13 protein-coding genes are annotated in these 14356 nt (G+C 70.5%); 11 read left to right on the top strand and 2 right to left on the bottom strand.

Annotated features, from left to right (window positions below):
• Positions 1-44 precede the first annotated feature (44 nt).
• Genes ACWAT3_RS04090 through paaZ form a run of 4 tightly spaced genes read left to right on the top strand, consistent with a single transcriptional unit; the run spans position 45 to position 4859 of the window.
• Positions 45-1229, top strand: coding sequence for a thiolase family protein (locus ACWAT3_RS04090; protein WP_460796093.1), 1185 nt, complete (start codon positions 45-47; stop codon positions 1227-1229).
• Entirely contained in the window at positions 1229-1969 is a 741-nt protein-coding gene (locus ACWAT3_RS04085; protein WP_460796092.1) for an enoyl-CoA hydratase/isomerase family protein, read from the top strand. The genes ACWAT3_RS04090 and ACWAT3_RS04085 overlap by 1 nt, the downstream gene beginning before the upstream one ends.
• Entirely contained in the window at positions 1966-2802 is an 837-nt protein-coding gene (locus ACWAT3_RS04080; RefSeq protein WP_460796091.1) for a 3-hydroxyacyl-CoA dehydrogenase family protein, read from the top strand. Before ACWAT3_RS04085 ends, ACWAT3_RS04080 begins: the two co-directional genes overlap by 4 nt.
• A complete protein-coding gene (gene paaZ / locus ACWAT3_RS04075) occupies positions 2799-4859 on the top strand; it encodes a phenylacetic acid degradation bifunctional protein PaaZ (protein ID WP_460796788.1) in 2061 nt (686 codons plus the stop codon). Before ACWAT3_RS04080 ends, paaZ begins: the two co-directional genes overlap by 4 nt.
• 10 nt (positions 4860-4869) lie before the next feature.
• Here paaZ and ACWAT3_RS04070 read toward each other — a convergent pair whose 3' ends face one another.
• On the bottom strand, positions 4870-6996 hold the full coding sequence (locus tag ACWAT3_RS04070; protein ID WP_460796089.1) for a DEAD/DEAH box helicase: 2127 nt from the start codon (positions 6994-6996) through the stop codon (positions 4870-4872).
• A gap of 64 nt (positions 6997-7060) precedes the next feature.
• Here ACWAT3_RS04070 and ACWAT3_RS04065 point away from each other — a divergent pair, with 64 nt between their 5' ends.
• From ACWAT3_RS04065 to ACWAT3_RS04035, 7 genes are all read left to right on the top strand, one after another.
• On the top strand, positions 7061-7480 hold the full coding sequence (locus ACWAT3_RS04065) for a pilus assembly protein CpaE (RefSeq protein WP_460796087.1): 420 nt from the start codon (positions 7061-7063) through the stop codon (positions 7478-7480).
• Positions 7481-7582: 102 nt separating this feature from the next.
• Complete coding sequence (gene paaA / locus ACWAT3_RS04060) at positions 7583-8563, top strand: 1,2-phenylacetyl-CoA epoxidase subunit PaaA (RefSeq protein WP_460796086.1); 981 nt, start codon at positions 7583-7585, stop codon at positions 8561-8563.
• Positions 8560-8847, top strand: a complete 288-nt coding sequence (gene paaB / locus ACWAT3_RS04055; protein ID WP_460796084.1) for a 1,2-phenylacetyl-CoA epoxidase subunit PaaB — start codon at positions 8560-8562, stop codon at positions 8845-8847. Before paaA ends, paaB begins: the two co-directional genes overlap by 4 nt.
• Positions 8844-9761, top strand: a complete 918-nt coding sequence (gene paaC / locus ACWAT3_RS04050; RefSeq protein ID WP_460796082.1) for a 1,2-phenylacetyl-CoA epoxidase subunit PaaC — start codon at positions 8844-8846, stop codon at positions 9759-9761. Before paaB ends, paaC begins: the two co-directional genes overlap by 4 nt.
• The gene (gene paaD / locus ACWAT3_RS04045) at positions 9755-10261 is read left to right on the top strand and encodes a 1,2-phenylacetyl-CoA epoxidase subunit PaaD (protein WP_460796080.1); all 507 of its coding nucleotides are present in this window, start codon (positions 9755-9757) and stop codon (positions 10259-10261) included. The genes paaC and paaD overlap by 7 nt, the downstream gene beginning before the upstream one ends.
• A complete protein-coding gene (gene paaE, locus ACWAT3_RS04040) occupies positions 10258-11388 on the top strand; it encodes a 1,2-phenylacetyl-CoA epoxidase subunit PaaE (protein WP_460796078.1) in 1131 nt (376 codons plus the stop codon). The genes paaD and paaE overlap by 4 nt, the downstream gene beginning before the upstream one ends.
• A 10-nt stretch (positions 11389-11398) precedes the next feature.
• Positions 11399-12169: an enoyl-CoA hydratase/isomerase family protein gene (locus tag ACWAT3_RS04035; RefSeq protein ID WP_460796077.1), complete on the top strand. Its 771-nt coding sequence runs from the start codon at positions 11399-11401 to the stop codon at positions 12167-12169.
• 10 nt (positions 12170-12179) lie between these two features.
• Here the strand turns inward: ACWAT3_RS04035 and ACWAT3_RS04030 are convergent, their stop codons facing one another.
• Positions 12180-14324 (bottom strand): ATP-dependent Clp protease ATP-binding subunit, encoded by a 2145-nt coding sequence (locus tag ACWAT3_RS04030; RefSeq protein WP_460796076.1) that lies wholly within the window; start codon positions 14322-14324, stop codon positions 12180-12182.
• Positions 14325-14356: the final 32 nt, after the last annotated feature.

The following is a 14356-nucleotide window of genomic DNA, read 5'->3' as shown; positions in this document are numbered from 1 at the left end:
ATCGGTTGGTAATTACGCATCGAGGACGATGTCAGGGAGCGCTGATGCCTGAGGCCTACCTCGTCGGCGGGGTCCGCACGCCGATCGGCCGCTACGGGGGCGCACTCTCCGGCATCCGCCCGGACGACCTGGCCGCGCTCGTCGTCTCGGCCGCGGTCGAGCGTGCGGGTGTCCCGGCATCCGACATCGACGAGGTCATCCTGGGGGCCGCCAACCAGGCCGGCGAGGACAATCGAAACGTCGCGCGCATGGCCGTGCTGCTGGCCGGGCTTCCGGATGCCGTCCCCGCCGTCACCGTGAACCGACTGTGCGCGTCGGGGATGTCGGCCATCACCATGGCGGCGCAGGCGATCCGCGCGGGCGACGCCGATCTCGTCGTCGCGGGCGGCGTCGAGTCGATGACCCGCGCACCCTGGGTGCAGACCAAACCCGACCGCGCGTGGGCGAAGCCGGGCGCGGCGTTCGACACGTCGATCGGCTGGCGCTTCACGAACCCGCGGCTCGCCGCCCGCGACAAGGCGACGTTCACGATGCCGGAGACGGCCGAGGAGGTCGCCCGCCTCGACGGGATCAGCCGAGCGGATGCCGATGCCTTCGCCCTGCGCAGCCACCGCCGCGCGGTCGCCGCGATGGATGCGGGACGATTCGACTCCGAGCTCGTGACCGTCCCGACACCGGCGGGGACGGTCACGGCGGACGAGGCTCCGCGCCGCGACACCACGCTCGAAGCTCTCGCGGCACTTCGGCCCGTCGTCGCCGGCGGATCGATCGTCACGGCGGGCAACGCCAGTGGGCTCAACGACGGTGCCTCGGCGCTCGTCGTCGCCAGCGCCGAGGCCGTCGCACGCTACGGCTTGACGCCGCGGGCGCGGGTCGTCTCGGCATCCGCCGCGGGCATCGCCCCCGAGATCATGGGACTGGGGCCGGTCCCCGCGACCCTGAAAGCGCTCGCCCGCACCGGGCTCACGGTCGACGACCTCGACGCGATCGAGCTCAACGAGGCCTTCGCTGCGCAGGCGATCGCGGTCCTGCGACGCCTCGGCATCGAGGACGACCGCGTGAACGCCGACGGCGGCGCGATCGCGCTGGGTCATCCGCTCGGCGCGAGCGGATGCCGCATCGTCGTCACGCTGCTCGGCCGCATGGAACGGGAGAACGCCACCCGGGGCCTGGCTACCATGTGCGTCGGCGTCGGGCAGGGCACCGCACTGATCCTGGAGCGAGCCTGATGGCCGGATCTCTCCTCGTCGAACGGCGCGATGATCGCGTCGTCGCGACCTTGAACCGTCCGGAGAAGCGCAACGCGATCGACCTCGCCATGGTGGAGGCGCTGCACGCGGTGTGCGCCGAGCTCGAAGCCGAGCCGCGCACGCTGATCCTCACCGGGACCGGCGGCGCGTTCGCCGCGGGCGCCGACATCGCGCAGCTGCGGGATCGGCGCGCGGAAGACGCCAGGAAGAACATCAACGCCGCGGTCTTCGGCCGCATCCACGAGCTGCCGATACCGGTCATCGCTGCGATGGACGGATACGCGCTCGGCGGCGGCGCCGAGCTCGCGTACGCCGCGGACATCCGCATCGCGACGCCGTCGCTGCGGGTCGGGAACCCGGAGGTCGGCCTCGGCATCCTCGCCGCCGCAGGCGCGACGTGGCGACTGCCGGCGCTGGTCGGCGAGGCCCTCGCCGCCGAGATGCTGTTCACCGGCCGCATCCTGACCGCCGACGAGGCGTTGGCCGCGGGACTGATCTCCGCGATCCATCCGGCCGAGACCCTGGGCGATGCCGCGCACGCGATCGCCGACCGGATCGGCGCGAATGATCCGCTCGCGATCCGACATACCAAGACGGCCCTGCGCGCCCCGCTCGCCGACCACCCGCGCATCGACTCGGAACTGCAGGCCGAGCTGTTCGAGAGTCCGGAGAAGGTGCGTCGGATGACCGCGTTCCTCGAGAAGCGGGGACGCGCATGATCACCAGAGTCGGCGTGCTGGGCGGCGGACGGATGGGCGCGGGGATCGCGCACGCCTTCCTGCTCGCCGGCTGCGACGTGACGGTCGTCGAGCGCGATGCGCCCGCTGCGGATGCCGCTGGCGCACGTATCCGCGACCTGCTGACACGGTCGGCGGCACGCGGGCAGCTCGCCCCGGGACCCGCGGAACTCCGCGTCTCCACCGACGTCCGTGGCCTCTCGGATCGTGAGCTCGTGATCGAGGCCGTCCCCGAAGACCGCGCGCTCAAGAGCGACGCCCTCTCGCGCGTGGAAGCGGTGGTCGACGGGACGGCGCTGCTCGCGTCGAACACGTCGTCGATCTCGATCGACGTTCTCGCCGGCGGGCTGACCCACCCGCAGCGGTTCCTCGGCTTGCACTTCTTCAACCCGGTGCCGACGTCGGAGCTCGTGGAGATCGTCGTCGGCACGACGTCATCCCCGGATGCCGTCGCACGGGCGCGCGCGGCCGTCGATGCCATCGGGAAGACGCCGATCGTCGTCCGCGACTCCCCCGGCTTCGCCTCGAGCAGGCTCGGCGTCCTGCTCGGCCTGGAGGCGATCCGGATGCTCGACGAGGGCGTCGCGGATGCTGAGGACATCGACCGGGCGATGGAGCTCGGCTACCGGCATCCGATGGGACCGCTGCGGACGACCGACCTCGTCGGGCTGGATGTGCGGCTCGGGATCGCCGAGGAACTGCAGGCCGCGCTCGGCGAGCGGTTCGCTCCGCCTGCGCTCCTGCGCCGGATGGTCGCGGAGGGCCGACTCGGCCGCAAGAGCGGCGAAGGCTTCTACAGATGGGACGCATCATGACCGGCATCCTGCCCAGCTATCTCAGGGATTCCTGGTGGACTCCCGCCGCAGCGGACGACACGGCCGATGCGGCCGTCGTGCGCGACGCGTCGACCGGCGACGAGATCGCCAGGGTCAGCACGGCGGGTCTCGACCTCGCCAGCGCGCTCGAGCACGCGCGCACCGTCGGCCAGCAGAGCCTGGGTGAGCTGACGTTCCACCAGCGCGCCCTGCTGCTGAAGCGGTTCGCGCTCGCCCTGACGGAACGCAAGCAGGAGCTGTACGACCTGTCGGCGCGCACGGGCGCGACGGCCGCCGACTCCTGGGTCGACGTCGACGGCGGGATCGGCGTGCTGTTCGCCTACTCCGGCAAGGGGCGTCGCGAACTGCCCAATGGTCACGTGTACGTCGACGGACCCGTCGAACAACTCTCGAAGGACGGCTCGTTCCTCGGTCGGCACATCGCGACGCGCCTGCCCGGCGTCGCTGTGCAGATCAACGCCTTCAACTTCCCCGTCTGGGGACCGCTGGAGAAGTTCGCCCCGGCGTTCCTCGCCGGGATGCCGACGCTCATCAAGCCCGCCACACCGACGGGGTATCTCACCGAGGCGATGGTGCGGATCCTCGTCGAATCCGAGCGGCTGCCCGCGGGCTCGCTGCAGCTCGTGAGCGGAAGCGTGCCCGACCTCTTCGACCACCTGCGCCTCGGCGACCTCGTCGCATTCACGGGCAGCGCCTCGACGGCCGAGCACCTGCGCGCTCACGCGGCCGTGCAGACGGGCGGCGTGCGCTTCACCGCGGAGACCGACTCGATCAACGCCTCGGTGCTCGGCCCTGACGCGGTCGACGGCACGCCGGAGTTCGACGCATATGTGCGCCAGCTCGTGACGGAGATGACCGCGAAGGCCGGCCAGAAGTGCACCGCGATCCGTCGCGCTATCGTGCCGATGAGCGCCGCCGACGCGGTCGTCGAGGCCGTCCGTGCGCGGCTCGCGGACAAGGTCGTGCTCGGCGACCCGCGCATCGACGGGGTGACGATGGGTCCGTTGGCCTCGCTCGCGCAGCGCGATGAGGTGCAGCGTCAGGTGCGGAAGCTCGTCGACGGCGGTGGACGGATCGTGATCGGATCCACGGATGCGCCCACCGCGCGCACGGCGGACGGGCAGGATGCCGTGGACGGCGCCTTCCTCGCCCCGGTTCTGCTGCGCTTCGACGATGCGGCAGCCGACGTCGCGCACGCCGTCGAGGCGTTCGGCCCGGTGTCGTCGTTGATCACCTACGACACGATCGCCGAGGCATCCGCCATCGTCGCCCGCGGCGGCGGGTCCCTGGTGACCAGCGTGGCGACGCACGATGCGACGTTCGCCGCTGAACTGGTGAGGGCGGTCGGCGCACACAACGGACGCGTGCTAGTGCTCGACCGCGACGACGCCCGGTCATCGACCGGTCACGGCTCGCCCCTCCCCGCCCTCGTGCACGGCGGGCCTGGCCGGGCGGGCGGCGGCGAGGAGCTCGGCGGCATCCGGGCCGTGCTGCATCACATGCAGCGAACGGCCATCCAGGGCTCGCCGGACATGCTCACCGCGATCACCGGCGTCTGGCACGCGGGCGCGGAGGCATCGAGCTCCGGCATCCACCCCTTCCGTAAGCCCCTGAGCGATCTGCGGATCGGAGACCGGATCGCCTCCGCCTCCCGCGAAGTGACCCTCGACGACATCGAGACCTTCGCGCACTTCACCGGCGACACCTTCTACGCGCACATGGACGAGGGCGCAGCGGCGGCGAACCCGTTCTTCCCCGGGCGGGTCGCGCACGGGTACCTGCTGGTGTCGTGGGCGGCGGGCCTCTTCGTCGACCCCGACCCCGGCCCCGTGCTCGCGAACTACGGCCTCGAGAATCTGCGCTTCGTCACCCCGGTCTCGCCGGGCGACAGCATCCGGGTCGATCTGACCGCGAAGCAGATCACGCCCCGCGAGACCGACGACTACGGCGAGGTCCGCTGGGACGCGGTGATCCGCAACCAGAACGACGAGACGGTGGCCGCCTACGACGTCCTCACGCTCGTGTCGAAGCAGTGACCCTCGGCGATCAGCCGCGCAGAGCCAGCACGAACGGCAGCACCCCCGTCGCGCCGGCCTGTCGGAGGATGCGGGCGGCGACCGTCAGCGTCCAGCGGCTGTCGGCCTGATCGTCGACGAGCAGCACCGGGCCGGCAGGGATCTCGAGTCCCTCGGCACTGAAGCGGTCCCAGAGTCCGGCGAGCCGGAACGCGCTGTTGCCGCCCGGCTGCCCGGTCGGCCCGCCGTTCGCGAACGACAGCGCCCCGGCATACGGCAGGCGCCCGACCTCGGCGAGGCCGCGCGCGAGCGAATCCACCAGGAGCGGACGCGACCGGGACGGCATCGCGACGACCGCGACCGGTCGCTCCTCCCAGCCCCAATCGGCGAGCACGCGGACACAGGCGGCGAGCACCTGCGGGGAGACCGGCGCATCCGCGGCGCCCGCCGCGAAGAGCTCCCGCAGCGTGCCACCCCAGCCGAGGTCGGTGAGACGCGCGAGCGCGCGTCCGTCGACGGCCTGCTCCGCGGGGGCGATGCGCCCCTTGGCGGGGACGCCCAGCCGGTCGGCTCCCGTCGGCCAGGCCTTGCGCGGTTCGAGCGGGACGCCGACGCGGTCGAGCGAGCCAGCCGCCGCCTCGGTCGCGGTCTTCCGGATCTCGCTGGGGAACCAGACGCCCGCACAGTTGTCGCAGCGGCCGCACGGAGCAGCCGTCTCATCGTCGAGCGAACGCTGCAGGAACTCCATCCGGCATCCGTCGGTGCGCTCGTAATCGATCATGTGCTGCTGCTCCGCGACGCGCTCGGCAGCGATGCGGTCGTACCGCTCCGCGTCGTAGGTCCACGGCTGCCCCGTGGCGACCCAGCCGCCCTGGACTCGGCGGACCGCGCCGTCGACGTCGAGCACCTTCAGCAGCAGCTCGAGGGGAGTCCGGCGGATGTCGACCATGGCCTCGAGCGCCGGCGTGGAGATCGGCGCCTCGCCGAGTGCGGCGATCACGCGCTCCGCGCGTTCCCGGTCGGGCATCGATGCCGTCGCGAAGTAGTGCCAGATCTCGCGATCCTCCATGCCGGGGAGCAGCAGCACGTCGGCGCTGTCGCTCGCGCGCCCAGCGCGACCGACCTGCTGGTAATACGCGACCGGTGACGACGGGGCGCCGAGGTGCAGCACGAATCCGAGGTCCGGCTTGTCGAAGCCCATTCCCAGCGCGCTGGTCGCCACGAGGGCCTTGACCTCGTTGCGCTTGAGCATGCCCTCGGACTCGGTGCGCTCATCCGTGTCGGTCTGGCCGGTGTACGCGCGCACCTCGTGCCCGTGCTCGCGCAGCAGGCGGGCGGTGTCGACCGCAGCCGCCACCGTCAGCGTGTAGATGATGCCCGACCCCGGCAGGTCGTCGAGATGGCTGAGCAGCCAGGCCAGTCGGCTCGCCGAATCCGGCGGCCGCAGCACGCCGAGACGGAGGGATGCTCGGGCCAACGGGCCGCGGATCGTGAGCACACCGGCATCCGCAGTTCCGGCATCCGCACCGCCCGACCCGAGCTGCTCGGCGACGTCCGCGACGACGCGACTGTTCGCCGTCGCGGTCGTGGCGAGCACAGGCACCTCGGCGGGCATCTCCGCGATGAGGTCGCGCAGCCGACGGTAGTCGGGGCGGAAGTCGTGCCCCCAGTCGCTGATGCAGTGCGCCTCGTCGACCACGAGCATGCCGATCCGACGCACCAGCGCGGGCAGCTGCTGCTCGCGGAACGCCGGATTGTTCAGCCGCTCCGGCGAGACGAGCAGCACGTCGACCTCATCGCGATCGAGCTGCGCGAGCACGTCCGACCATTCGTGCGCATTGGTCGAGTTGATGGCCACGGCGCGCACACCGGCGCGCTCGGCCGCCGCGATCTGGTCGCGCATGAGCGCCAGCAGCGGGGACACGAGAACCGTGGGCCCGGCACCCTGACGGCGCAGCAGCAGGGTCGCGACGAAGTAGACCGCCGACTTGCCCCACCCGGTGCGCTGCACGACGAGTGCGCGGCGGCGGCCGGCCACCAGCGCCTCGATCGCCTCGTACTGTCCGTCGTGGAAGTCGGCATCCGGACGTCCGACGAGCTCGCGCAGCGCAGCGAGCGCGGCAGCGCGCGTGTCGGCGGGTGAAGACGAGCTGGTCATGCTCCCCACTCTGCCTTACACGACCGACAGAGCCGGCCCCGTGCGACGGTCCTAGTCTGGAGGGATGATCTCCCGTGAACTCGCCATCGCTCTGCGGGATGCCGGCCTGACCTGGCGGCCGGACAGCGGCGACCGGTTCCAGCTCGACCTTCCGAACGACGTCGAACTCGAGGCCGAGGCCGACGTCTTCACGGTCAGCGAGATGACGATCGAAGCGCGGCGCACGCCGAGCGGCACGGATCTCGCCTTCAACGGCACCACCGAGTGGGCACTCGACGCGGTCACTCTCGAGGATGCCGTGTGGCTGCCCCGCGAGGACCAGCTGCGCGACCTTCTGCGCGGGACGTTCCGCCGTCTCATCCGGCTCGACGACACGTTCCGCGTGGAGGTAGAGATCGCCGGGGAGGCGCTGCAGTTCGAGCATCCCGACCCGTCGGAGGCGTACGCGAACGCGCTGCTGGAACTCATCTCCCGCTCCCGCTGAGGGTCGTCTCGTCCGCGCCGGACGCCCTTCGCTTTACGACCTCGCACCCGTGTGCGAGAATAAATGAACGCTCGGTCAGTAAAGCGCGACGAAGGAGTCGACATGGACGACCAGTCCGCGGGGCAGCGACGATTCGATGAGATCATCGCGGCGGATTCCCGCGTCGAGCCGCGCGACTGGATGCCGGACGACTACCGGAAGACCCTGATCCGCCAGATCAGTCAGCACGCGCACTCCGAGATCATCGGCATGCAGCCGGAGGGCAACTGGATCACGCGCGCGCCGAGCCTGAAGCGCAAGGCGATCCTCATGGCCAAGGTGCAGGACGAGGCCGGTCACGGGCTGTACCTCTACTCGGCCGCGCAGACGCTCGGCATCGGCCGTACCGAGATGACCGAGCAGCTCATCGACGGGCGCGCACGGTACTCGTCGATCTTCAACTACCCGACGCCGACCTGGGCGGACATGGGGGCGATCGGCTGGCTCGTCGACGGAGCCGCGATCTGCAACCAGGTGCCGCTGTGCCGGGCATCCTATGGTCCGTACGCCCGCGCGATGGTGCGCATCTGCAAGGAGGAGTCGTTCCATCAGCGACAGGGATTCGAGATCCTGCTGACCCTGATGCAGGGTACGGCCGCGCAGCGCGAGATGGCTCAGGATGCCGTCGACCGCTGGTACTGGCCGAGCCTGGCCATGTTCGGCCCACCGGACGACGAGTCGCCCAATTCCGCACGGTCGATGGCGTGGAACATCAAGCGCTTCTCGAACGACGAGCTGCGCCGGCGGTTCGTGGGGATGCTGGTGCCGCAGGCCGAGATCCTCGGCATCGTGCTTCCCGACCCGGATCTGCGCTACGACGAGGCGACAGGTGAATACGAGATGGGCGAGATCGACTGGGACGAGTTCTCCGCGGTGCTCTCCGGCAACGGTCCGATGAACGCCGAGCGGATCAGGGCCAGGCGCGAGGCCCACGAGGAGGGCGCCTGGGTGCGCGAGGCCGCATCCGAATACGCCCGCACGCATGCGTCTTCGCTCCCCGAGCCCGCTTCCTCGCTCCCCGAGCCCGTCGAGGGGGCCGCATGACCGATTCGACCTGGCCGCTGTGGGAGGTGTTCGTGCGCGCGAACCGCGGGCTCAGCCACGTGCACGTCGGCTCACTGCTCGCACCGGATGCGGACCTCGCCGTTCGCAACGCCCGCGACCTCTACACCCGGCGCGGCGAGGGGGTCTCGATCTGGGTGGTCCCGGCCGAGGCGATCACCGCGAGCGATCCCGACGCGAAGGGCGCGTACTTCGAGAGCCCCGCGGGCAAGAACTTCCGTCATGCCGTGTACTACACGGCATCCGAGGGGGTGCCGCACCTGTGACCACCGAGCGCCCGACCGCCAGAGGGGACGCAGATCGCCGCTTCCCCGACCCCGACGCGGTCGAACGCGACACGGCCGAGCGCGCGGCCTCCGCCTCACGCCCGCTCCCGCACGGTCGCGTCACGGTCGACGAGCTCGCCCTCGCGGCCGAACTGACCGGAACGGATGCCGTCGCATCGCCGGCCACGGCGGAATACGCCCTGTGGCTGGGCGACGACGCGCTGATCCTGTCCCAGCAGCTCGGCGAGTGGATCGCGCGCGCACCAGAGCTCGAGGAGGACGTCGCGCTGGCCAACATCGCGCTCGATCTGCTGGGCCACGCGCGATCGCTGCTGCGCTACGCGGGCACCGCCGACAGACGGAGCGAGGACGATCTGGCGTACTTCCGCGACGAGCCGGACTTCCGATCGGCCTGGCTGTTCGAGCAGCCGAACGGCGATTTCGCGCGGACGATCGCCCGCCAGCTCATCGCCTCGGTCTACCTGTTCGAGCTGTACTCGGCACTGCAGCACTCCTCGGACGCCGCCCTCGCAGCCGTCGCAGCGAAGGCGGTGAAGGAGGTCGAGTACCACCGTGATCATGCCGAGCAGTGGACGCGTCGGCTCGCCGGCGGCACGGACGAATCCCGCCGCCGGATGATCCGCGGCCTCGCCGACGTCTGGCCGTATGCCGACGAGCTGTTCCACGACGAACCGCTCATCGACGCCCTCGATGGAATCGCCGTCCCGCCGTCGTCGTTGCGCGCGCGCTTCGACGCGCGGATCGGCGCCACGCTCAGTGAGGCCGCACTCGACATTCCGGCCGGACCGGCCGCGGCCGGAGGCGGTCGCCGCGGCATCCACTTCCCGCAGCTCGGGCGGATCCTCGCCGAGATGCAGGTGCTGGCCAGGCAGCATCCGGGGGCGACATGGTGACGCCGGTCCGCTCGCCGAGCGAGCGAGAGGTCCGAGACGCGCGGGCGGTGGCGGCCTCCGTCGCCGACCCCGAGATCCCCGTGCTGACGATCGCGGACCTCGGCATCCTGCGCGGCGTCGCGGTCGACGACCGACGGGTCGTCGTCACGATCACCCCGACCTACAGCGGATGCCCGGCCGTCGAGGCCATCCGCGATGATGTCCTGCGCGCCCTGGCGGATGCCGGATTCACCGACGCCGCCGTCCGTACCGTGCTCTCCCCCGCCTGGACGACGGACTGGATGACGGACGCCGGCAGGCAGAAACTCCTCGACTACGGCATCGCCCCGCCGACCGGTGATCGTCCGGCCGGCCCCGTCGCCGTCCCCCTGAGCGTGCGCTGCCCCCAGTGCGGATCCTTGGACACCCGCGAGCTCACGCGTTTCGGATCGACCGCGTGCAAGGCGCTGTACGAGTGCCGCGCGTGCCTCGAGCCCTTCGACCACTTCAAGTCGCTATGACCATCGCGACGCGCCGACGCGGGCGGTTCCACGAGCTGGACGTGATCGAAGTGCGAGACCTCACCGCCGACAGCATCGAGGTGACATTCGCCGTGCCGCCCCACCTGCGTGCGGAGTACCGCTACCTGCCCGGCCAGTACGTCGCACTGCGCGCGACGGTGGACGGCCGTGAGGTGCGGCGCAGCTATTCGATCTGCCGTGCGCCGGATGCCGTGGGGCCCCGCTCGGGGACCGCGGGCACAGGGACCATCAGCGTCGGCATCAAGCGCGACCTCGGCGGACTCTTCTCGGTGTGGGCGCACGAGCACCTGCGCCCCGGCATCCGGATCGCGGTGATGAGTCCGGAGGGCCGCTTCACGTCGCACCTGCCGGATCTCGACCATGCGCATCTGGTCGGGATCGCCGCAGGATCCGGGATCACCCCGATGATGGCTCTCGCCTCCTCCGTGCTCGCGACGTCGACGACCGCCCGGTTCTCGCTGATCTACACGAACCGCGCGACGCGCGATGTGATGTTCCTCGAGGACCTCGCGGATCTGAAGGACCGGTATCCCGCCCGACTCGCCCTGCACCACGTGCTGTCCCGCGAGCAGCGCGCCGCACCGCTGCTCTCGGGCCGGATCGATGCCGCCAAGCTCGACGCGATCCTCGACGGACTGGTCGAGCCAGACCACGTGACGGAGTGGTTCCTGTGCGGACCGTTCGACCTCGTGGCCCTGTGCCGGGAGAGGCTCGCCGCCCGCGGCGTCCGCGACGAGCAGATCCGCTTCGAGTTGTTCACGACCGACGCGGACGAGCCGGGCGCGGACCGCGGGCGGACCGTCGCGGTCCGTCCAGACGATGAGACGTACCGGTTGGAGTTCACGCTCGACGGACTGTCGTCGACCGTCGAGTCGCCGATCGCGGCCGACGAGCCGCTGCTGGACGCCGCGCTGCGTGTGCGCGGCGACGTGCCGTTCGCGTGCGCCGGAGGCGTGTGCGGAACATGCCGTGCGCGCCTGATCGAGGGCGATGTCCGGATGACGCAGAACTTCGCCCTCGAGCCGGACGAGCTCGAGCGCGGCTACGTGCTGACCTGCCAGTCCCACCCGACGACGCCGCGCGTGGTCGTCGACTACGACGTGTGAGGAGCAAGCCATGATCGAACTGACCGTCGACGACGGCGTCGCCGAGGTGGTGCTGAATGCGCCGGAGAAGCGCAACGCGCTCGACCCCGACGCGCTGCTCGCCCTGGACGATGCGTACGATCGGGCCGAGGATGCCGGGGTCCGCGCCCTGGTGCTGCGCGGCGAGGGGCCGGGGTTCTGCGCCGGCCGGGACATCTCGGGCGTCGACCCGCGCGACGACGACGTGATCGGCTATCTCGGCGGCCTCGTGACCCCGCTGCTGCAGCGGATGGCTGCTTTCCCCGCGCCGACGTTCGCCGCCGCCCACGGCGCGTGCCTGGGGGTCGGCCTCGGCCTGCTCATCGCGACGGATGTCGTGTACGTCGCCGACACCGCGAAGATCGGCTCGCCGTTCGCCGCCCTGGGCGCCACCCTCGATTCCGGTGGGCACGCCCTGTTCCTCGACCGGCTCGGGCCGCACAAGACCCTCGATCTCATCTACACCGGACGCCTCATGACGGGATCCGAGGCGGTCGAGTCCGGCCTGTTCTCGCAGGTTCTCCCCGCCGGCGACCTGGAGCAGGCGACGAAGGAGGCCGCGGTGCGCACCGCATCCGGTGCGACCGCGGCCTTCCTCGCGTCGAAGCGCCTGATCGCCCGGATCAGGGACGAACGGCTGTCGCTCTGGCAGAGCATCGCGCTCGAGAACATGACCCAGGCCGAACTGTGCGACACCGCCGACTACCGCGAGGGGTTCGCGGCGTTCCAGCAGAAGCGGAAGCCGGACTTCACCGGCCGCTGAGTCCGGCCGTTCAGCTCGCGCTGGTCAGCACGAGCCCCGATCCGTCGGCCGCGACATCCACCCGCACCGTGTCGCCGTCGCGCACCCCGCCGGAGAGCAGAGCCGTCGCCAGTTTGTTCTGCACCTCGGACTGGATGAGACGGCGCAGCGGCCGCGCGCCGAACAGCGGGTCATAACCGCGCTCGGCCAACCAGGAACGCGCGCCAGGCGTGACCGCAAGGCTCAGTCGACGCTCGTGCAGGCGCGCCTGCAGCTGGTCGACCGCGAGCTCGACGATCTGCGCGAGGTCGTCCTCGGTGAGCGCCTGGAACATCACGATGTCGTCGAGGCGGTTGAGGAACTCCGGCCGGAACGCCTGCCGCACCAGCGCCATCACCTGTTCGCGTCTGACCTCGGGCGAGATGGTCGGGTCGATGAGGATCGGCGAGCCGATGTTGCTGGTCAGGATCAGGATGACGTTCGAGAAGTCGACCGTCCGTCCCTGCCCGTCGGTGAGCCGACCGTCATCGAGCACCTGCAGCAGCACGTCGAACACTTCGGGGTGCGCTTTCTCGACTTCGTCCAGCAGCACGACGCTGTAGGGGCGCCGGCGCACGGCCTCGGTGAGCTGACCGCCTTGCTCGTAGCCGACGTAGCCGGGAGGGGCGCCGACGAGGCGCGACACCGAGTGCTTCTCGCCGTACTCCGACATGTCGATGCGCACCATGGCGTGCTCGTCGTCGAAGAGGAACTCGGCGAGCGCCTTGGCCAGCTCCGTCTTGCCGACGCCCGTCGGGCCGAGGAACAGGAACGATCCGGTCGGGCGGCCGGGGTCGCTGATGCCGGCACGCGAGCGGCGGACGGCATCCGATACCGCCTTCACGGCATCCTTCTGCCCGATCAGCCGCTTGCCGAGTTCGGACTCGAGGTGCAGCAGCTTCTCGCTCTCGCCCTGCAGAAGGCGGCCGACGGGGATGCCGGTCCACGCCGCGATGACGGCCGCGATGTCCTCCTCGGTGACCTGCTCGTTCACCATGCGCGGCTCGGCCGACGCCGTGGCCTCGGCCTGCTCGGCCTCGGCGATGTCGCGCTCCAGCCGCTTGATCGTCTCGTACTCGAGCTTGGACGCCTTGGTGTAGTCGGCGTTGCGCATGGCCTGGTCGCGCTGCGTGATCGCGTCATCGAGCTTCTTCTTCAGGTCGCCGACGCGATTCAGGCTCTGCCGCTCGCGCGCCCAGCGCTCCTGAAGGACGGCCAGTTCCCGCTCGAGGTCCACCAGATGCTCGCGGAGGGTGCCGAGGCGCTCCTTGGACGCGGCATCCTTCTCCTTCTTCAGCGCGAGCTCTTCGAGCTTGAGGCGATCGACCTGGCGCTTGAGCTGGTCGATCTCGACGGGCGACGAGTCGATCTCCATCTTGAGGCGCGACATCGACTCGTCGACGAGGTCGATCGCCTTGTCCGGCAGCTGCCGGCTGGGCAGGTACCGGTTCGAGAGAGCGGATGCCGCGACGAGCGCGCTGTCCGAGATCGTGACCCCGTGGTGCGCCTCGTACCGGCCCTTGAGGCCGCGGAGGATCGCGATGGTGTCCTCGACTGTCGGCTCGCCGACGTAGACCTGCTGGAAGCGGCGTTCGAGCGCGGCATCCTTCTCGATGAACTCGCGGTACTCGTTCAACGTCGTGGCGCCGATCATGCGCAGCTCGCCGCGGGCGAGCATGGGCTTGAGCATGTTGGATGCCGCGACCGACCCCTCCCCACCACCGGCGCCCATGAGCACGTGCAGCTCGTCGATGAACGTGATGACCTTGCCGTCGGATTCGGTGATCTCCTTGAGGACCTGCTTCAGCCGCTCCTCGAACTGCCCGCGGTACATGGCGCCGGCCACGAGCGCCGAGATGTCGAGGGTGACCAGCTCCTTGTCCTTCAGCGATTCGGCGACGTCCCCGGCGACGATGCGCTGCGCGAGGCCTTCCACGACCGCCGTCTTGCCGACGCCTGGTTCGCCGATGAGCACCGGGTTGTTCTTGGTGCGACGGGTGAGCACCTGGCTGACGCGGCGGATCTCGCTGTCGCGTCCAATCACCGGGTCGAGCTTGCCCTGACGGGCGCGGTCGGTGAGGTTGATCCCGAACTGCTCGAGAGCGGACTGCTGGTCTTCCTGTGCCGGGTTGGTCATCTTTCCTCCTGCGGAGACTCCTTCATCAAAGT

The organism is Microbacterium sp. GXF0217 (assembly GCF_054798195.1).
The sequence above is the reverse complement of the archived record's forward strand: the minus strand, read 5'-3'. Positions and strand labels throughout refer to the sequence as shown.